Raw genomic sequence first — 19,117 nt, forward strand, 5'->3', positions numbered from 1 at the left:
CTACAGGTTTAGCTGCTGCTTTGGCTGCTGGCTTCGCTGCTGCTTTTTTCGCTACAGGTTTAGCTGCTGCTTTGGCTGCTGGCTTCGCTGCTGCTTTTTTCGCTACAGGTTTAGCTGCTGCTTTGGCTGCTGGCTTCGCCGCCGCTTTTTTCGCTACAGGTTTAGCTGCTGCTTTTGCTACAGGTTTAGCTGCGGCTTTGGCTGCTGGCTTCGCTGCTGCTTTTTTTGCTGCGGGTTTAGCTGCTGCTTTGGCTACTGGCTTCGATGCTGCTTTTTTCGCTACAGGTTTAGCTACTGCTTTGGCGGCCGGCTTCGCTGCTGCTTTTTTCGCTACAGGTTTAGCTGCTGCTTTGGCTGCTGGCTTCGCTGCTGCTTTTTTCGCTACAGGTTTAGCTGCTGCTTTGGCTGCTGGCTTCGCTGCTGCTTTTTTCGCTACAGGTTTAGCTGCTGCTTTGGCTACTGGCTTGGCTGCTGCTTTGGCCGCTGGCTTGGCTGCTGCTTTAGCTGCGGGCTTGGCTGCTGCTTTAGCTGCGGGCTTGGCTGCTGGCTTTGCTGCTGCTTTAGCTGCTGCTTTAGCTGCTGGCTTGGCTGCTGCTTTAACTGCTGGCTTTGCCGCTGCGGCTTTCTTGTCCACGGATGGTTTTGGTGCTGTTGCCATTATGTTTCTCCTTCATGTGAGATGGAAAAAATTAAATAAAAAATTAAAATCCGCTCAAAATCCGACAAGCGGATTATTCATCGGCACAAACACGAGGTCTGTTTATGCCAGTGAATTTGGCACCGGCTGAACTGCTGCATCCCCTCTATTGATGCAGCGCTTCAGCCATATGGTTGTTCAGTTCCTTGAAAAAAAGGACATACATTTCAGATGTATCAAGGGTTAGGCCTCAATGAACTATGCTAACAACCAAAAACGCCCGCATAAAAACGCCGGCGCCGGTATGCTGTGAAAAAAAACTGTCCCCAAAACACAAACGCGCAATACCCAGCCTCGCCGGGTATTGCGCTACAAATAGTTCAGAACCTATCGGTCTATAACTGTTCATTCAGTTTGGTGAAACCTCTCGTGTTTTACGAAAGTGTATCGTGAGTAAAACCTTTTGAGATCCACCGGGAATAAATTATTCCCAGTTTAATGCCCCGCCGGTTTGATACTCAATCACACGCGTCTCAAAAAAATTCCGTTCTTTTTTTAGATCGATCATTTCGCTCATCCACGGGAAAGGATTTTCTTCGTGTGGAAACAATGCGTCGAGACCGATTTGCTGTGCGCGGCGATTTGCGATGAATCGTAAATAGCCTTTAAACATTGGCGCATTCAAGCCTAGCACTCCTCGCGGCATTGTATCCTCTGCGTAACGATATTCCAACTCTACCGCACGTAAAAACAACGCTTTAATTTCATCGCGAAATGCCGGAGTCCACAAATGTGGATTTTCCATCTTGATGGTGTTGATCAAATCAATTCCAAAATTGCAGTGCATCGATTCGTCACGCAAAATATATTGATATTGTTCAGCCGCACCCATCATTTTATTTTGACGACCTAGCGCTAAAATTTGCGTAAAGCCGACATAGAAAAACAGCCCTTCCATCAAGCATGCAAACACAATTAAAGAGCGCAACAATGTCTGATCATCCTCGGTGGTACCGGTCTTAAATTCAGGATTGGTCAGCACATCGATGAAGGGAATCAGGAACTGATCTTTATCACGAATCGATTCTACTTCATTATAGGCGTTAAAAACTTCGCCTTCATCCAAACCAAGTGATTCAACGATATATTGATAGGCATGCGTATGTATCGCCTCTTCAAATGCTTGGCGCAACAGATACTGACGACATTCTGGCGCAGTGATATGGCGATAAGTTCCAAGCACAATATTATTCGCAGCCAGTGAATCTGCGGTAACGAAGAAACCTAAATTGCGCGTGACCAATCTGCGCTCATCATCGGTCAGACCATTGGGACTTTTCCAAAGTTCAATATCGCGCTGCATATTGATTTCTTGCGGCATCCAGTGGTTTGCGCAACCGGCCAGATATTTATCCCAGGCCCATTTGTATTTGAATGGCACCAGTTGATTTACATCTGTCTTGCCATTAATAATCCGCTTATCGCTGGCATTGACACGACGCGCCAAATCTTCAGCGGTAGGCACAAACTTATCGGCTGGCTGCACCGGATTGAGTACCGCATCCATCAGCGGCAACGGTGCTTGCGCAGGTCGCGCTATTGGTGCTGCAGTTACAGCTTCATCATCCCAAGAAAGCATTTTTGTCCTAAATATTTATTTACTGATTAATACAATTGTTCACAATTATTCATACTGCTGAGATCAAATTGTATGACGCTGGCGCTAACGGCGAATTGACCAGCGTCACACGATTTCCCGGCGGATCGATTACTGACAAGCTTCACACTCTTCAAAGCCAGCGTCACCCGGACGCAGATAGCAAGCAGCGCCGTCTGCTTCCGGCGCACTTGCCGCCATCCCGCCATTGCCACCGTCAACCGCGACCGCATTCAAGGCGCCAGTCTTACTTGTCGATTTCTCGGTGTGCGTGGCACCCATAGTACGAAGGTAATAAGTGGTTTTCAAACCGCGTAGCCATGCCAGTTTATAAGTTTCATCGAGTTTTTTACCTGAAGCACCAGCCATATAGATGTTCAACGACTGCGCCTGATCTATCCATTTCTGGCGACGCGATGCCGCTTCAACCAACCAACTAGGACTCACCTCAAACGCGGTGGCATACAACTCGCGCAATTCTTCAGGAATGCGGTCAATTTTCGCCAAACTGCCATCAAAATATTTCAGATCAGAAATCATGACTTCATCCCACAAGCCGCGCTGCTTCAAATCCCGCACTAGGTGCTCATTGATCTCGGTAAATTCGCCAGACAGATTCGACTTCACGTACAGATTTTGATAAGTTGGTTCTATACAAGCTGAAACACCAATAATGTTAGAGATCGTCGCCGTCGGTGCGATCGCCACACAATTAGAATTGCGCATACCGTGTTGCTTAATGCGTTCACGCACTACCGTCCAATCCATCGCCGACGACTCATCTACTTCCAGATATCCACCGCGCTCCTCCGCCAATAACTTGACTGAGTCTTGCGGCAGGATGCCTCTATCCCATAAAGATCCGCGATACGAGCTATAAGTACCGCGCTCTTCAGCCAATTCGCTAGAGGCCAAATAAGCGTAATAACACACCGCTTCCATCGAGGTATCGGCAAAAGCCACCGCATCCATACTGGCGTAAGGCACACGCATCATATGCAGGCAATCCTGAAAACCCATGATGCCAAGACCGACCGGACGGTGACGCATATTTGAATCGCGCGCCTTATCCACTGCATAGTAGTTGATGTCGATCACGTTATCCAGCATGCGCATCGCAATACTGATGGTTTTTTTCAATTTAACGTGATCGAGTTTGCCATCCTTCATATGCGCTGGCATATTCACCGAGCCCAGATTACAAACCGCGATCTCGCTTTCATTGGTATTGAGCGTAATTTCTGTACACAGATTCGAGCTATGCACCACGCCTACATGCTGCTGCGGTGAGCGGATGTTGCATGGATCTTTAAAGGTAATCCAAGGATGGCCAGTTTCAAACAGCATAGACAGCATCTTGCGCCACAAGTCGAGTGCCGGGATTTTCTTGGATAAACCCAATTCGCCGCTGGCTGCCTTCGCTTCATAAGCGGTGTAAGCCAATTCGAATGCTTTACCAAACTTATCATGCAGGTCGGGGACATCGGATGGCGAGAACAAGGTCCAGTCGCCTTTTTCCATGACGCGCTTCATGAACAGATCCGGGATCCAGTTGGCGGTATTCATATCATGCGTACGACGTCTGTCGTCGCCGGTATTTTTACGCAAATCAAGAAATTCTTCGACGTCCATGTGCCAGGTCTCGAGGTAGGCACATACCGCACCCTTGCGCTTACCACCCTGATTCACCGCGACCGCAGTGTCGTTGACGACTTTCAGGAAAGGCACCACGCCTTGTGACTTACCGTTGGTACCTTTGATGTGTGCACCCAGCGAGCGCACTGGTGTCCAGTCATTCCCCAAACCACCAGCGTATTTGGCCAATAATGCGTTCTCTTTGATGGCATCATAAATTCCACCCAGATCATCAGCGACCGTTGTCAGGTAACAAGATGACAGTTGCGAACGCAAAGTCCCTGAGTTAAACAAAGTCGGTGTAGAACTCATGAAGTCGAACGACGACAACAAGTTGTAAAACTCTATGGCCCGCGCTTCACGGTCAGATTCATTTAAAGCCAAGCCCATCGCAACACGCATATAGAAAGCCTGAGGCATTTCTATGCGGCTGCCGCGTATGTGTAAGAAATAGCGGTCATACAGAGTTTGCAAGCCGATGTACGAAAACTGCAGATCACGATCAGCCACCAGCGCTTGTGCCATTCTGGCCAGATCGAACTGACCTAGCTTCACATCGAGCAACTCGGCATCTATACCCTTTTGGATAAAGGCAGGGAAATAAGTCAGGTATTCAGCAGCAGCGTCTTTTTGCGCCACTTCCTTACCAAAAACTTCTTTACGGATCGTATGCAACAGCAAACGAGAAGTTACCTGGCTATAGGCCGGCTCTTTTTCCATCAGCGCACGTGCCGCCAAAATTGCTGACTTATGCAATTCTTCGACCGGTACGCCGTCGTACAAGTTTTTCAGCGTCTCTAACAGAATGGCTTCCGGATCGGCTAATTTGTCGAGGCCAACACAGGCTGCGGTAATTAAAGCACGCACTTGCGTCACATCCAGCACCTGCGGTTGACCATCAACCATCACGCGTATCTGCAGTTCACTGGCCTTGGTATTGGATAATTGTTGCGCCTCGAGTTGCAGACGACGCTCTTCCATATGCTTGGCACGGTACAAGACGTAGGCACGCGCCACGTCGTGTTCGCCGGAACGCATCAGCGCCAGTTCTACCTGATCCTGCACGTCTTCGATATGAAAGGTGCCACCGGCCGGTTGTCTGCGCATCAGGGCAGCCACAGCGACGGCGGTTAACTGCTCAACCAATTCCCGGATACGAGCCGATGCGGCACCCTGCCCACCATTCACCGCAAGAAAAGCCTTAGTCAGGGCGATCGCGATTTTAGAAGGTTCAAAACCAACGACCGCACCGTTACGGCGAATAATTCTGTAGTCGCTGTAATTTACAGTGCTAGAAGAAAACGCATGTGTCGCTATGCCAGATTGCAGGGGTGCCAGATCAGACAGGCCAGACGAAGATGATTCCAGGGGAGAGTGCATTTGAACTCCAAATTCAAAATTTATCGATATTGCCAGGGCGAGGTTGCCACTGTTTTTTTAATTCTGGTGCTGCTTGTTTTTTATGTTTTTACTGCTGTTTTTATTGCTATTTCATCTCTCGCTTACTTGATTTCCTCAAATAATGGAAGCCTAAATTGGCTTCAGCGAGAAATAAACAAAACCACTAGATGTAGTGCGTATTTTTTTATTTACACTAATTCTAGTGGCACAGGCCGATACACGCAACCGCTATTTTGTTAAAAAAGAGGATTTTTTACCAACAGATAAATTATTTATTTGATTGACTTTTTTAGAGCTTCAAAGAGTGCTTGCTACAGTGTGAGTAAGCACTAACAAATCTTAAATTTCTGGGAAAGCGAAAATCACCTATTTCTCAAACCGCACAGTCCGACTTCCCCATCCTCGCGGGTCAAGCGGTCGCCAAGCCAATACGGTCAGGGTCCTTTTCTTCAATACGCCTCAACTTGCGATGTATATGCTGCAGCAATGATCAATAAGTGGGTTACAAGATGCAGCTTTCTCTTTTTTTGTCGATGGCGGCGTTCGCCATGGTCTCTTCGATTACGCCTGGTCCGGTTAATCTCATCACCTTGTCCGCGGCGGTAAACTTCGGTTGGCGGGTGGCATTACGCCATGTCTGGGGTGCCACCCTGGGTTTTACCTTCTTATTGGTTTTGCTGGGTTTGAGCGTGCATGTGGTATTGCATTTTCTGCCGCAATTGAGTCTGGCCTTGCAGTGGGCGGGCGTGGCTTTCCTGGTTTACCTGGCGCTCCGTCTGGCTAGCTCACAGAGTCAAATCGAACGTCAGCAGAATGCGCCTGCACCTAGTTTTTTGTCCGGGGCATTATTGCAGTGGCTTAATCCTAAAGCCTGGATCGCTTCCATTTCGGGGGTAGCCGCATTTACGGCTGAGGGTGCGACACAAACGCTGTGGTGGTTTGCGCTGATTTATTTTGTGGTGTGTTTTTTATCGCTGGCGTGTTGGGCTGTGGCTGGCATTTTTTTGAGCACTTATCTGCGCCAGCCACAGTATCTGCGAGCATTTAATCTCTGCATGGCAGCGCTATTGCTTGCCAGTGCCGCCTATCTACTCATGTCCTGAGATATAGCCCCGGGGTGATAGCGACGTGGCGCTTGAAAACGCGCTGAAAATGGGCTTGATCGGCGAAGCCACAATCGGCGGCGACATCAGCAATCGCCCGCCCTTTTTTCAACAGACCTTGTGCACGCTGCACTCTTTGATTGAGTAAAAAGGCATGCGGCGTCAAGCCGTATTGCCGCTTAAAGGCGCGTATCAAATACGAGCGCGAGAGTTGGCTTGCCGCGCAAATATCTTGCAGGGCAATATCATCCACACAATGGGCGGCGATATACTCGGCAGCACGACTGAGTCTGTGATTGCTTTTTAGATCTAACTTTACGGTATCAAACTCTTGATGCAGGCGAATTAAAAAATCCACCATCGCGCTCTCTTTGGCGAGTCGTTCAGCCGGTTGCCACAAGCTCGCCAGCAGATTATTCAAACCCTGGAACACCCGACTCTCCTGGCTTAAGGTTTGCGAAAACATCTGCAAATCTTGATGCAGACTCACGCCGATTTCACGCTGCACTCCAGCCAACCAGGCGCTATCGATGAACAACATGCGATACGCCCAGACACTGTCGTCGCGCGGATTACAAGCATGCACGTCGCCAGGATTAATCATCACCACACTGCCAGCGCCAGCCAAGGCACGCCGGCCGCGATTCAGGTATTGGGCTTGGCCGTTTAAGACCGTGCCTATGGAAAATGTGGCGTGAGTGTGCGGATCGTAACAGGCGCGGCTACCCGAGACCGCCCGTGTTTCTATAAATGGCAAGCTGGGGTCGCGCCAAAAAGTTCCCTGAGTTGCCATACATCACTCCCGATTCAAACAAGACACAAGGCCAGAAAAAATATCCGACTAAATGCGATTAGTCGTCAAACCAGATAATCACAAACTCGACCGTCACCCTGAGACCATCACAACACTCTTCAATACTGGTTTGAGCCCAGCATAGCGGCCCCAGTTATGTCCGCATAAATACATCATGCGCATCCTGGTCATACAAACCATCTATTTGTCGCGGCCCGCCTAGAAGGCGTTCAGCCATAGCCGGATAGGGTAAAGCGCGGTATAAAATCATTGCGCGTTGTACATTTTACCTGCAAGCCGCAGAAGTTAACGCTGAAGATTAATTTGCATTAAATGTGGATTAAAAATAAGCTTACGACAGCGGACTCGCTTCATAAGCTTTTTTCATACGAAGATCATCAAACTCGATGAAGTACCAAAAACTTTACTTCACACTACTGCTGTTGGCCAACGTCACGGCGGTGCGCGCCGATTACCAGCAGGGCTTGCTCGCGTTTCAACGTCAGGATTATGCCACTGCCTTAAGTGGCTGGACCCAAGATGCGCTCTACGGCGACACTCTCGCTTGCGTAGGAGTAGCTGAGATTTATTTACGCGGTTTAGGGGTTAAGGCCAATCCTAAGCAAGCGGCAGAATGGTATCGCAAAGCAGCTACGCTGGGCGATGCCTCGGCCCAATACCAATTGGCCAACCTGTACGAGCAAGGCAAGGGCGTGATACAAAGCGATGAAATGGCGATCGAATGGTATCAAAAAGCCGCCGAACAGGGAGTACCCGGTGCCCAGTATCAACTAGGCTTGCATTATTACGATGGCTTTGGCGTCACGCAAAGTTATCAAAAAGCCGGAGAGTGGTTTAACAAGGCGGCGCTGCAAGGCGATGCCAGAGCGCAATACCGCGCCGGTATTTTGTATAAAAATGCGCAAGGTGGACCACAAGACCTCAAACAAGCCAGAGACTTATTTCTACTCTCTGCGACTCAGGGACATACCGACGCCCAGCTAGAATTAGCCCAGTCATACGCCAGCAATAAGGGACAAAAAACCGATTGCGAGCAAGCTCTGGTCTGGTACAAAAAAGCCGCTCAGCAATGCAGCATCAATGCCCAGTACGAATTGGCGACCTTGTATAAGAGCGGCACTTGCGTCAATAAAGACTTGGTAAGCGCGGTAAGCTGGTTGCAACGCGCATCCGATCAGGGTCACGCACGCGCCCAGTACACCTTAAGCGGCATGTACCAACATGGTCTGGGAGTAAAAGCGGATCCGCTAGCAGCACTCAAATGGGCCATGATTGCACATAAAAGCGGCGCTGCAAAACCCGACGCGACACTCGCATCAAATAAAAAAATCAGCGCCAAAGAACATAAGAAATTAAAAAAAGAAGTCGAGCTATGGCATCCCAAAATACCAAAGTGCGCGCGCACTTAAATGTTAACGGCGCTGCTGCGTCTCAGCGTAGAAAAAATCGACACAGCCTCGCGCACTATCCATGCGCCTTTCCAAGCCATATTGGCCGGCAAGCCGCATGGGGGCTGCGTGTTCCTTTAATGATTTTAGAACCCGTTTAGCCCCTGCCAGATGAACAAAAGCCAGCACGCTTGGCAGGACTCATGAAATAATGCGCCTCACCTCTCCCTCCAGTAAAGCAAACAGATGAATCACGAACTACTATTAGAAGCAGCCTTAAGTGCACGTCAGGCGGCATATGCGCCATATTCACAGTTTAAAGTCGGTGCCGCCGTGCTCACTAAAGACGGCAAGGTATTTCGCGGCTGCAATGTAGAAAATGCCTCTTACGGCCTATGTAATTGCGCCGAACGTACCGCCTTGTTTAGTGCCGTGGCCAGCGGTTACCGTCCGGGTGACTTTTCCAGCATGGCCGTGGTCGGTGCCACGGACGAGCCTATCGCGCCTTGCGGTGCCTGTCGCCAGGTAATGCTGGAGTTGGGCGGTCCTGAGCTGATAGTCATATTGAGCAATTTGAACGGTGACATCAAAAAAACCACAGCAGGCGCGCAATTACCAGATGCGTTTTACCTCAAACCGGCAGAGTCGCACTAGTCAAAACCTGAAGTGCAATGGCAAACAATCAGCAGAGATTGCTGATTTCGCTTACTCTAACGCTGCAATATATATTGTAGGAAACGACAATGTACTAACCGGCAATACATAATCACTCATAGAGGAGAGTTATATGCTGCACCAACAGGATTTCGATAGTTTGTTAGGATCATCCCTATTTGACGAGGGCAATCGTCGCCGCACTTTTATCCAGACTGCCATCGGTGCCGGCTTTGCTGCTGCCACCCTGCCGATCTGTGCTCAGACCGTCGTCAAGACCGACACTTCTGGATTAACTGCCGGCGTGATCATGTTGGAAGTCAATGGTCAGCAAGTACCTGTGTATAGGGCTCAGCCGGAAGGAAAAACCAATCTACCTATCGTGCTGGTGGTCTCAGAGATTTTTGGTGTGCATGAACATATCGCCGATGTTGCACGCCGCTTTGCCAAGCAAGGTTATCTGGCCTTAGCGCCCGAACTATTTGTGCGTCAAGGTGATGCTAGCAAATACGCCAACATGGCTGAGTTAATGAAAGAAGTCATTTCAAAAGTACCCGATGCCCAAGTCATGCAGGATCTGGATGCCACGGTAGCCTGGGCCAAAACTAATGGCGGCAATATCGATAAACTGGCGATCACCGGTTTTTGCTGGGGTGGTCGTATCACTTGGCTGTATGCAGCGCATAACCCACAAGTGAAGACCGGTGCCGCCTGGTATGGCCGTCTGACTGGCACACCTAGCCCGCTGGCACCACAAAATCCACTGGATATCGCCACCAGCATCAAAGCACCGATACTTGGGCTGTATGGCGCCAAAGACGGCGGTATTTCGCTCGAAAGCGTCACGCAAATGAAGGACGCACTGGGTAAAGGAAAAAGTGGTTCAGAACTGATGGTCTACGCCAATTCTGGGCATGCCTTCCACGCCGACTACCGACCAAGTTATGTAGAAGCAGACGCCAAAGAAGCCTGGCAACGCTGTCTGGCCTGGTTTAAAACCCATTTAGCCTAAGCACAAGGCCTTCTGAGCAGGCCGGTAAAAACTGAAAATGTTTTCTCCGGCGCTGCCCCAGGGTAATTCCGGCATCGCCTTGATCTACTCAGGACAGGGGTCTATGTGGCGCTAGGCTGGTAGCTGTAACCGTGCCAAAGCCGAGCGCAACAACGCAGGTATAGGCTGCGGCCGTTGCGACTCACGCGCCACGAACACATGGACAAAACGTCCGGCCGCGCACGCTGTCGTTTCACCCGTTTTAAAGATCGCCAACTCATACGTGACCGAACTATTTCCCAGCTTCGCGACGCGCAGTGCGACCTCAATGCGCTCAGGAAAAGCAATCGCGGCGAAATAATCACAGCTAGAACTAACCACAAAAGCCACGACCTCGCCTTGATGGATATCTAAGCCTCCGGCCTCAATCAGGTAGGCGTTTACCGCGCTGTCGAAGTAGCTGTAATACACCACATTATTCACGTGACCATAAATATCATTGTCATGCCAACGCGTTGTGATGGGCTGAAAATGCAAGTAGGCACTACGCAATGGCGCGCTCTGATTCATCGGTTTATCCTCGGTATGCGGCGAAACCTGTATTGTATGCCGAGCCAGCCCTGACAGAACTGGCTCAGCCAACACTAGCGCATCATCTTGCCGTTTTGATCGACGATACTCATCTCAACAAAGTTTGAGCCATTATGCTGCGAGCTGCCATACTGCAGCGTAATCCCGCCCAGATCAAAATCATTCATAGACTCTAGCGCGCTCACCAGTTTCTGTGGACTAAGATTGGCACCGCTGCGGCGTATCCCTTCAGCTAATAGTTTGGCAGCGATAAAGCCTTCCAGCACCGCAGAGGTCACCGGCGGCGGATTACTGCTAGCCTTTAACGCATGCTGAAACTCGCGTACCACGGGCACGCCGATATTGCGGGGAGCCGGCATCACCTGTATCACCCCAACGCCCCGTCCCAGCTTGCCTAAAGAAGAAAAAAACTCTTCCGAATTGACATTGGAGAGCATCATAAATTGTGGCAAGCGCCCGGCAGTTTTCACTTTTTTGATGAAATCAGCGCAGGCGCTGGGCGTGCACGCCATCAAGATGGCAGCTGGGTTAGCCGCCATAATTGTCGTTACCGCGGCATCAACATTGAGATCTTTGCGGTCGTATTTAGCGATAGCACTTGCCTTGATTTGCCGCGCGCCCAGATGCTTCTCAAACCCGGCCAGGCCATCTTTGCCGAAGGCATCGTCCTGATACAGGATGGCGATATTTTTGATCTGCATCAGCGCCACTGACTCAACCATCTTGGCGGCCTCGTCCTGATAACTGGCGCGCAGGTTGAAGACATAAGGATGCATGGGTTTATACAGCGACTGCGATCCGGAAAACGGCGCCACCAACGGTATTTTATTTTTTTCTAGCAAAGGCAACACCGCTTGCACAGTCGGGGTACTGCGGTAACCCAGTAGCGCCACCGCGTGATCATCCTTTATCAGCTTGAGGGTATTATCTTTCGTCTTTTGCGGATCGCGTTGATCATCGTAAGTAATCAACTCAATCTTCCGGCCATTAACACCACCCTGACTAGTATTGATCCAGTTAAAGAACAACTGAGCCCCTAACATCCCCTCTTTACCAGTGGCCTGTCCCGACAACTCAACCGACTGACCCACCACAATTTTATCCGCTAGGGCTAATGCTGGCACCGCCAACCCTGCCAAGATCAAACCCACAGCTGACTTAAACACAAAATGACTAACAACACGCATAAATGATTCCCGATAAATTTTTTCCAAATATATCGGCTCAAACTTTCAATTTGCTTTCTGCAACAATTGAAAATGTAAGCATGCTTACATCTTATAAATTGAAGCTTCCTCAATGATAAAAAAATGGTTTGTTGTTGTCAGGCGCATGGATAGGCTACTGTTACTATTTTTAACAACATAAATCGCCTGTCTTGATTGACTAGTCAGACACTTCACGAGATAGTTCGGGGGTAAAATTCGCCAACGCTTGTCCTACTGCTCACCCACCAATTCTATATGCTGGTGCGAGTGCTTTAACGATAGACATGTTCCTGATTCAAACCACTATTACTGATGTCTATTTCTGATCCCGCCCAACTATTGCAACGTATTCCAGAGTTACTACAACTCGTCGATGTGCCGCCCATCCGTCGGGCGATTGAGACTGGCGACGCGTTCAAGGTATATCGTGCGCTAATTTTGGCGCGCCTGTTCCGGCGCTTGCCCGAGCATCGCGAACTGCTGAAAATGCTCACCAGCGAACGTCGCCTATTTGCCAAAGCGTATAAAAACAAACCCTATTTTGGCGGCCTGAAATATTTTGGCTTTGGTTTTCTGGGTGCCGCAGAAGGCGATAGCGACAACAGCCACATCGCCCTGCATGCTTTGAGCTTAGGCGCTCGGATACCGCTGATACCGCTCGGTTGTTACGTTGTTAAAAGCACGGGCGAGCGCCAGTGGCACATTTATGCGCGTGCACCTTTGGGCATTTTCATCTGGCTGTACACCCGGGCTCTGGCCCTGGGCCTGGTGACCCTGATTATTTTTGGGGCGGTGCATAACTATCATCAATACAGCACCCAAGACGTGCTGGTACTCAACGGTTTTGACGTTGCCTTAAACGTCAACTTAAACGGCAATAAAATCAAACTTCCGGCGCAAGGACGCGCCTACATCAACGTCAAGCACGGGCTGGTGACGGGTAGCACCGAGATCGATAAAATCGGCGTGATCGATCATTTCAAGCAAACCGTCCGCAGCGGCACCCATTACAATATCTGGAATATCGCTGGTGCCGCCCCGCTGCTTCTCAACACCAGCAGCTACTCCGCTAGCTCGGCCGGGCCGGCACAACAAACCGTGTATTGCGGCAACCGCTATATAGAATTGCCCAAGATCGACTATGCCTTTGTCGAGCTGCCTGCCATCAGCAGTTTTAACCAGCTAAAAGATGGCCAGACGGTGCGCCAACTGATGATAGAGAAATCTGATGCACTGCCTACTCCTGCCGGTGTCACACTGTGTGTCGATTATGCATTTCGACATTCGCAAGAAAAATCTATGGCCGGCGCGCTTGAGGTCTTGGCCATGTTGCACGATTGGGATGCTAAACATGCGCAAGCAGCAATCGCAGCAGCACAACAGGTGTCGAACGCAGAAGCAATACGGGTCGCAACGCTAGCCTTACAAGCAAACCCTGAGAATGTTGATGATGAAAGACGCTATCAAGACGTGATGATAGAAGCTGGTCAGTACCAAACCCTGCTCAATGAATACGCGGAAAAAGCACGTATTCACCCGGAATCGGCCTCGGCACAGTATTTGCACGCGTCGTTGTTGCCCGGAGTCCCGGGCATAGCTGCGATGCAGGCGGCGCACCTGCGATTTCCACAAGACCCCGCCATCTTAAGCAGTCTGGCACGGCGTAAGGCTATACATGCAGATTATTCCGGAGCCTATCAAGATATTCTCAAATTACGCCAGCTCTCGCCTAAGCATGCTGATGCCTTATTTGATACCGAGGTCAGAACCCTGCTGGCGCAAGGACGCAAGTTGGATGCGCTTAATCTCTTAAACGCTGCGGCCCGCGACAAAAGAGCCAGCACCAGAGCCGCTCGCGCGGCTGATTTTGCCTTGGTGGCAAGGCAAGCCAGCGCTGATCCCGAATTCTGGTTCAAGCAATTGACGCCTACTCTGGACAACGCCAATAACGTCGATTTTTACCGCATACGTGCAGGCTTAGCACCGAAACAGGCCGCCAAAACTCACGACACCTTTGTGCAACTGGCGCTAGCATTGAGGAATAATCCTAGCCTTGCCTTACAACTGGCGCGTGCTGTAGATCCTTATCAATTAAGCAGTCTGGCGACTGATCAAATGATTTTGGTGTACGGAGAAGCACTCAGAAATCAGGATGCAAGTCTGAGTAAAATAATGCAAACTGCGTTGCATTTATCTAAAGATGAAAACAATTTACTTTCCAAATTTATGCAGGGCGAGGTAATCGATCTGGATCAGTTCGATCTGGCGCTAGAGATGCAGGCGGCCGCGTATCTAATACGCTCACGCAATCCGCAATTGAGCGATGCCGAAAGAGCTGGCTTACGGAGTATGGCGGCAAGGACTGACTTTATGCGTGGCCCGGTCACTACCGCATTGACGCAATGGCCAGCGAGGAACTAGTCATGACTATCTCGACCAATACAAACAGAACAGCGCCCTCAAGCTCTAAAGCCTATCTGAATAACAATAGCAAAGTACGGCCGCGCGCGATTCTGGTATTAGGCTTATGGCTGGGATTTTGGCTGTTAGCGCTGGGCCTGATCGTGCTGTTATTATCGCTACCCTTCGCCCAACTTTACTATCGTTCTTCACTAGAATTGTCCGGCTTTGTCGCCGCTTTCGCGGCACTTTGCCTGGCCTATGCACTGCGACCGCGTTGGCGCTTTTCCAAGCGCGTCAAAACCAGTTTGCCACCGCTGGACAGAAGCAAGGCCGAACCCTTGTATGCGATGGTCGAGCACATCGCCGGCAAATTAAAAATTAACACGTCTATCGATATCCATTTAATCGGTGCCGCCAGTGCCTTTATCAGCTGCGAGCGCAACTGGTATGGCAAGCTGTTAGGCTTACGTGTCGGCATCGGCCTGCCCTTGCTAGGTAACCTCTCGAACGCGGAACTGGGCTCGGTGTTAGCGCATGAGTTCGGGCATTTTGTAGCCGGTGATCTGGCGCTTGGCCCCTGGGTGTATCGCACCCGCAAATCGCTCACTACCACGGTGAATAATCTGGATGACTCGCTGTTTTTTCTCGATCTGATTTTTCGTTATTACGGACAATGGGTATTGCGACTGTCTAGCAGCGTATCGCGGGCTCAGGAGTTTTCTGCCGATGCGTTTGCAGTGCAGTGTTTCGGGGTTAAAGCGACCCGCGCGGCATTGGAAAAAATCCATTTAATCGAACCGATGTGGAGCGCCTATTTGGATCACGAATTGCGCCCGGCCATCACACGCGGCTCACGTCTGCCGGTGTTTGAAGGTTTCCGCCGTTTCTGCAAACCCAGTCTAAAACGCCCCGAAGTGCAGGCCAGCATCACCCATGCCGAGGCACGCCCGACCGCATTCGGCGACAGCCATCCCTCGCTGAGCGAGCGCATCGCCGCGATACAACCAGGCGCAAGTCCGAGCTTTCCGCCACTGGCCGATTGCCTGCAATTAGTCGGCGGCGAACTCGCCGCAGAAACTGCCTGGTACAGCATGTTCGAACACGAAGCCCTGATCACTAGCGACTGGGATAGTTACGGCAGTCAGATTTTGCAGCGACAGATAGAACAGCGTTTCGCCAATAGCTGGATGGCACCGGATAAACTCCCCTTCACCGAACTGGTGGGAATGGCGCAACAAGCCGAACAGTTATGGGAAAAATTGCGGCCAGAAGGCGTCAGCTTTTTATCGCGTCTGGGCAAGCGTAATCACGTTTTGGAAATTCTCGAAGAATGGATCACCGCCAGCCTCTGCCATCGCGGTTTCGCGCTGCAAGTCAGACCAGGCCAAGCCCTACTCTTAAGTCGCGGCACACAAACCGTGCAGCCAGTCGAGCTATTAAATGCGGCACTCGACTGCAAACTGAAATCGGCATCCCTGAAACAATATGAGATCCCTGAACAAGCTAGATGAGCTGCTGAAACATGTTTTTCAAACCGTGTGCGCAATCACCATGCAGGTTTACAGGGCTTTTGCTGCTGCGAGCCGCATGTGGACTGCGTTTAGCTTTTACAAAGTCTCTTTTTGAATATCTACGGCGCGGCGTAGCGGAGACTCAAGGAGCAAAGTACGCGCGAAAAAAAAGCGCATTGTGCATGCGCTTTTTCACGTCTTGTTGCGTCTCAGACTAAACGTTGCCAGATCGCGCTGGTGGCGGCGGCTTGATTGAGTGAGTAAAAATGCAGGCCAGGTGCGCCGCCAGCCAATAGGCGTTCGCACAGATGGGTGACCACATCCAGACCGAAGGCCTTGATCGAGGCGCTGTCGTCACCGTAACTGGCTAATTTTAAGCGTACCCAGCGCGGGATTTCCGCGCCGCACATTTCTGAGAAACGCAGCAACTGATTACTGTTCGTGATCGGCATAATACCCGCCACGATAGGTGCAGTCACGCCAGCCTTTTGGGCCAGCTCTACGAATTGAAAATACGCATCGGCATTGTAGAAATATTGGGTAATAGCGGCATTCGCGCCAGCCTGCATCTTGCGCACGAAGCTGTTCAGATCGTCTTGCGGCGAGCGCGCTTGCGGATGCATTTCCGGGTAAGCGGCCACTTCGATATGAAACCAGTCGCCGGTTTCGGCACGGATAAATTCTACCAGTTCATTGGCATAGCGAAATTCACCACCCATGCCGTAACCGCTAGGCAGATCGCCGCGCAAGGCCACTAGCCTACGAATATCGTGCGCCTTGTATTGCTGCAAAATATCGCGTATCGAGGCGCGGGTACCGCCTACGCAAGACAGATGCGGGGCGGCGTCATAACCCTCGTTACGAATTTCCACCACAGTGTCTAGCGTGCCTTGCTGCGTAGTACCGCCAGCACCGAAAGTGACTGAGAAATACTTGGGCTGCAAAGCGGCCAGCTTGGCGCGCGTGATGCGCAGTTTTTCTGTGCCTTCCGTCGTCTTCGGCGGAAAAAATTCTATGCTGAAATTGTGAGCTGACATTATTTTTGCAGAAGTAAAGTAGTGAGTGTCCAGGAGATCACGCTATACAGCAATGCACCGCCGACCGCCGACCAGAATCCGGCCACATGAAAACCGTTGACCATATTGGCCACCATCCAAAACATCAAACCGTTGATGATAAAGATAAACAGACCCATGCTCAGCAAAGTCACCGGCAAGGTCAGCAATAACAAAATAGGACGCAAGATGGTATTGACGAAACCGAGTACCACGGCCACCAGCAAGGCAGTCCCGAAGCTATCGATTTTTACGGAATGGATCAGGTAGGGTAAGGCGAGCAAGGCAAGCGCATTGATCAGCCAGGTTGCTAACAGCAGCATGAAGTCTCCTAAAAACGTAGTCGAATCAAACAAGGGATAAAACCCCGGGCCAGTAAAGACCCGGGGTTTTAAGGCATCAATAACGGTAGTGTTCAGGCTTGTAAGGGCCAGATTTGGCAACACCGATATAGTTGGCTTGCTCGTCAGTCAGAACGCTCAATTGTGCATTGAGTGTTTTCAATTGCAGACGCGCGACTTTTTCATCCAGATGCTTAGGCAGAGTGTAGACGCCGACCGGATACTGCTTGGTGTTGACGAATAACTCGATCTGGGCAATGGTTTGATTCGCGAACGAAGAACTCATCACATATGATGGGTGACCGGTACCGCACCCGAGATTAACCAGACGGCCTTCTGCCAACAAGATGATACGTTTTCCGTCAGGGAAAATCACGTGATCGACTTGTGGCTTGATATTATCCCACTGATACTTCTTGATGGAAGCGACGTCGATCTCATTGTCGAAGTGGCCGATATTGCAGACGATGGCGTTATTCTTCATCTTCAGCATATGATCGTGGCTGATGACGTGGTAGTTACCGGTCGTAGTGACAAAGATATCGCCAAATTCGGCCGCGTATTCCATCGTCACAACACGGAAACCTTCCATTGCGGCCTGCAGTGCGCAGATCGGGTCGATTTCTGTGACCCATACTTGTGCCGACAAGGCACGCATGGCTTGGCTGCAACCCTTACCGACGTCACCGTAACCGGCGATCACGGCAACTTTACCGGCGATCATGACGTCAGTAGCGCGCTTGATACCATCGACCAGAGATTCACGGCAACCGTAGAGATTGTCGAACTTCGATTTTGTCACGGAATCATTGACGTTAATCGCCGGGAAGGCCAGTTTGCCGTCTTTATGCATTTGATACAAACGGTGCACACCGGTGGTGGTTTCTTCGGTCACGCCCATGATATGCGGCAAACGTTTCGAGTACCAGTCCGGTTCCGTTTTCAGGTGCGACTTAATCGCATTGAACAGGCAGATTTCTTCTTCGGAACCAGGATTGGCCAATACCGAAATATCTTTCTCGGCACGGCTACCCAGATGCAGTAGCAACGTGGCATCGCCGCCGTCATCCAGAATCATATTCGAGAAAACGACAGAGCCGTTTTCATCGTTCGGCCATTCAAAGATGCGATGGGTGAAATCCCAGTATTCGTCCAGATTTTCGCCCTTGAAAGCGAACACTGGTGTGCCGCCGTCGGCAATCGCCGCAGCTGCATGATCTTGGGTCGAGTAAATATTACAGGAAGCCCAACGCACTTGCGCGCCCAGTGCTTTCAGGGTTTCGATCAGCACTGCGGTCTGTATCGTCATGTGCAAAGAGCCGGTAATACGGGCGCCGCGCAAAGGCTGAGTAGCAGCGAATTCTTCGCGGATTGCCATCAGGCCAGGCATTTCGGTTTCGGCGATACTGATTTCTTTGCGGCCCCAATCTGCCAGGCTGAGATCGGCAACTAGGTAGTCTTGCGTCGTGTGTTGAGTAGTCATTGTGGTGGCGTTCATCACGCCCTCCTTTCGATTGAAAAAAGTAACGTGAGCGCGGTTTTCTGATTCCAAGCCTGGCAAAATAGCAAGATTTTGTCGCAGCGCTCCTTGGAAGACCTGAAGTATAACGCAAATGCCAGAGATGTCGCGTAAAGCTGCCGATTCAATTGACAAATCAAATGCAAATCATGCAGTGATGCGATGCAAGCAGCTCGCCGTAGATATCTAAAAAACAAGACATAAAAAAC

At 50.4% G+C, this 19,117-nt stretch carries 15 protein-coding genes and 1 riboswitch; of the genes, 6 read left to right on the plus strand and 9 right to left on the minus strand.

The genetic code is table 11. The features are described from left to right. From ACO0K8_RS16830 to ACO0K8_RS16840, 3 genes are all read right to left on the minus strand, one after another. On the minus strand, positions 1–658 hold a 658-nt coding region (locus ACO0K8_RS16830), incomplete at its 3' end, for a hypothetical protein (RefSeq protein ID WP_422947817.1). Positions 659–1,121: 463 nt separating this feature from the next. Next, positions 1,122–2,276 (minus strand): ribonucleotide-diphosphate reductase subunit beta, encoded by a 1,155-nt coding sequence (locus tag ACO0K8_RS16835; RefSeq protein WP_422947818.1) that lies wholly within the window; start codon positions 2,274–2,276, stop codon positions 1,122–1,124. Between the two features lie 129 nt (positions 2,277–2,405). Further along, entirely contained in the window at positions 2,406–5,309 is a 2,904-nt protein-coding gene (locus ACO0K8_RS16840; RefSeq protein ID WP_422947819.1) for a ribonucleoside-diphosphate reductase subunit alpha, read from the minus strand. A 530-nt stretch (positions 5,310–5,839) separates the two neighbouring features. On the opposite strand from ACO0K8_RS16840, the gene ACO0K8_RS16845 reads away from it, so the two are divergent. Next, a complete protein-coding gene (locus tag ACO0K8_RS16845) occupies positions 5,840–6,433 on the plus strand; it encodes a LysE family translocator (RefSeq protein WP_422947820.1) in 594 nt (197 codons plus the stop codon). On the opposite strand, the gene ACO0K8_RS16850 is transcribed toward ACO0K8_RS16845, so the two are convergent. Continuing rightward, positions 6,423–7,226, minus strand: a complete 804-nt coding sequence (locus ACO0K8_RS16850) for an AraC family transcriptional regulator (protein WP_422947821.1) — start codon at positions 7,224–7,226, stop codon at positions 6,423–6,425. The genes ACO0K8_RS16845 and ACO0K8_RS16850 overlap by 11 nt on opposite strands. Positions 7,227–7,633: 407 nt before the next feature. Between ACO0K8_RS16850 and ACO0K8_RS16855 the strand changes: the two genes are divergently transcribed. From ACO0K8_RS16855 to ACO0K8_RS16865, 3 genes are all read left to right on the plus strand, one after another. Next, a complete protein-coding gene (locus tag ACO0K8_RS16855; protein WP_422947822.1) occupies positions 7,634–8,656 on the plus strand; it encodes an SEL1-like repeat protein in 1,023 nt (340 codons plus the stop codon). Positions 8,657–8,881: 225 nt separating this feature from the next. Beyond that, entirely contained in the window at positions 8,882–9,289 is a 408-nt protein-coding gene (locus tag ACO0K8_RS16860; RefSeq protein ID WP_422947823.1) for a cytidine deaminase, read from the plus strand. A 133-nt stretch (positions 9,290–9,422) separates the two neighbouring features. Continuing rightward, positions 9,423–10,301, plus strand: coding sequence for a dienelactone hydrolase family protein (locus tag ACO0K8_RS16865; RefSeq protein ID WP_422947824.1), 879 nt, complete (start codon positions 9,423–9,425; stop codon positions 10,299–10,301). A gap of 111 nt (positions 10,302–10,412) precedes the next feature. On the opposite strand, the gene ACO0K8_RS16870 is transcribed toward ACO0K8_RS16865, so the two are convergent. Both ACO0K8_RS16870 and ACO0K8_RS16875 read right to left on the minus strand, forming a co-directional pair. Beyond that, a complete protein-coding gene (locus ACO0K8_RS16870; RefSeq protein ID WP_422947825.1) occupies positions 10,413–10,850 on the minus strand; it encodes an acyl-CoA thioesterase in 438 nt (145 codons plus the stop codon). Positions 10,851–10,924: 74 nt separating this feature from the next. Next, positions 10,925–12,058 carry an ABC transporter substrate-binding protein gene (locus tag ACO0K8_RS16875; RefSeq protein WP_422947826.1) on the minus strand — a complete coding sequence of 378 codons (1,134 nt, stop codon included), beginning with the start codon at positions 12,056–12,058 and terminating at the stop codon, positions 10,925–10,927. Positions 12,059–12,391: 333 nt separating this feature from the next. On the opposite strand from ACO0K8_RS16875, the gene ACO0K8_RS16880 reads away from it, so the two are divergent. Continuing rightward, positions 12,392–14,500 carry a hypothetical protein gene (locus ACO0K8_RS16880; protein ID WP_422947827.1) on the plus strand — a complete coding sequence of 703 codons (2,109 nt, stop codon included), beginning with the start codon at positions 12,392–12,394 and terminating at the stop codon, positions 14,498–14,500. A 2-nt stretch (positions 14,501–14,502) separates the two neighbouring features. Continuing rightward, positions 14,503–15,993, plus strand: coding sequence for a M48 family metallopeptidase (locus ACO0K8_RS16885; RefSeq protein WP_422947828.1), 1,491 nt, complete (start codon positions 14,503–14,505; stop codon positions 15,991–15,993). A gap of 209 nt (positions 15,994–16,202) precedes the next feature. On the opposite strand, the gene metF is transcribed toward ACO0K8_RS16885, so the two are convergent. The 3 genes from metF to ahcY form a co-directional block, all read right to left on the minus strand. Next, positions 16,203–17,030 carry a methylenetetrahydrofolate reductase [NAD(P)H] gene (gene metF / locus ACO0K8_RS16890; RefSeq protein ID WP_422947829.1) on the minus strand — a complete coding sequence of 276 codons (828 nt, stop codon included), beginning with the start codon at positions 17,028–17,030 and terminating at the stop codon, positions 16,203–16,205. Further along, positions 17,030–17,371 carry a phage holin family protein gene (locus ACO0K8_RS16895; protein WP_422947830.1) on the minus strand — a complete coding sequence of 114 codons (342 nt, stop codon included), beginning with the start codon at positions 17,369–17,371 and terminating at the stop codon, positions 17,030–17,032. The genes metF and ACO0K8_RS16895 overlap by 1 nt, the downstream gene beginning before the upstream one ends. Before the next feature lie 76 nt (positions 17,372–17,447). Next, the gene (ahcY, locus tag ACO0K8_RS16900) at positions 17,448–18,887 is read right to left on the minus strand and encodes an adenosylhomocysteinase (protein WP_422947831.1); all 1,440 of its coding nucleotides are present in this window, start codon (positions 18,885–18,887) and stop codon (positions 17,448–17,450) included. 25 nt (positions 18,888–18,912) lie between these two features. Continuing rightward, positions 18,913–18,985, minus strand: a riboswitch (S-adenosyl-L-homocysteine riboswitch). Between the last annotated feature and the right edge of the window lie 132 nt (positions 18,986–19,117).

The organism is Undibacterium sp. Ren11W (assembly GCF_049340485.1).
In the GTDB taxonomy this organism is placed as follows: domain Bacteria; phylum Pseudomonadota; class Gammaproteobacteria; order Burkholderiales; family Burkholderiaceae_D; genus Undibacterium.

Coding starts and splice junctions, on each gene's coding strand:
- metF (WP_422947829.1), bottom strand. CDS start 17,030: ATGTCAGCTCACAATTTCAGCATAGAATTTTTTCCGCCGAAGACGACG.
- ahcY (WP_422947831.1), bottom strand. CDS start 18,887: ATGAACGCCACCACAATGACTACTCAACACACGACGCAAGACTACCTA.
- ACO0K8_RS16895 (WP_422947830.1), bottom strand. CDS start 17,371: ATGCTGCTGTTAGCAACCTGGCTGATCAATGCGCTTGCCTTGCTCGCC.
- ACO0K8_RS16850 (WP_422947821.1), bottom strand. CDS start 7,226: ATGGCAACTCAGGGAACTTTTTGGCGCGACCCCAGCTTGCCATTTATA.
- ACO0K8_RS16860 (WP_422947823.1), top strand. CDS start 8,882: ATGAATCACGAACTACTATTAGAAGCAGCCTTAAGTGCACGTCAGGCG.
- ACO0K8_RS16855 (WP_422947822.1), top strand. CDS start 7,634: ATGAAGTACCAAAAACTTTACTTCACACTACTGCTGTTGGCCAACGTC.
- ACO0K8_RS16840 (WP_422947819.1), bottom strand. CDS start 5,309: ATGCACTCTCCCCTGGAATCATCTTCGTCTGGCCTGTCTGATCTGGCA.
- ACO0K8_RS16845 (WP_422947820.1), top strand. CDS start 5,840: ATGCAGCTTTCTCTTTTTTTGTCGATGGCGGCGTTCGCCATGGTCTCT.
- ACO0K8_RS16880 (WP_422947827.1), top strand. CDS start 12,392: ATGTCTATTTCTGATCCCGCCCAACTATTGCAACGTATTCCAGAGTTA.
- ACO0K8_RS16885 (WP_422947828.1), top strand. CDS start 14,503: ATGACTATCTCGACCAATACAAACAGAACAGCGCCCTCAAGCTCTAAA.
- ACO0K8_RS16870 (WP_422947825.1), bottom strand. CDS start 10,850: ATGAATCAGAGCGCGCCATTGCGTAGTGCCTACTTGCATTTTCAGCCC.
- ACO0K8_RS16865 (WP_422947824.1), top strand. CDS start 9,423: ATGCTGCACCAACAGGATTTCGATAGTTTGTTAGGATCATCCCTATTT.
- ACO0K8_RS16875 (WP_422947826.1), bottom strand. CDS start 12,058: ATGCGTGTTGTTAGTCATTTTGTGTTTAAGTCAGCTGTGGGTTTGATC.
- ACO0K8_RS16835 (WP_422947818.1), bottom strand. CDS start 2,276: ATGCTTTCTTGGGATGATGAAGCTGTAACTGCAGCACCAATAGCGCGA.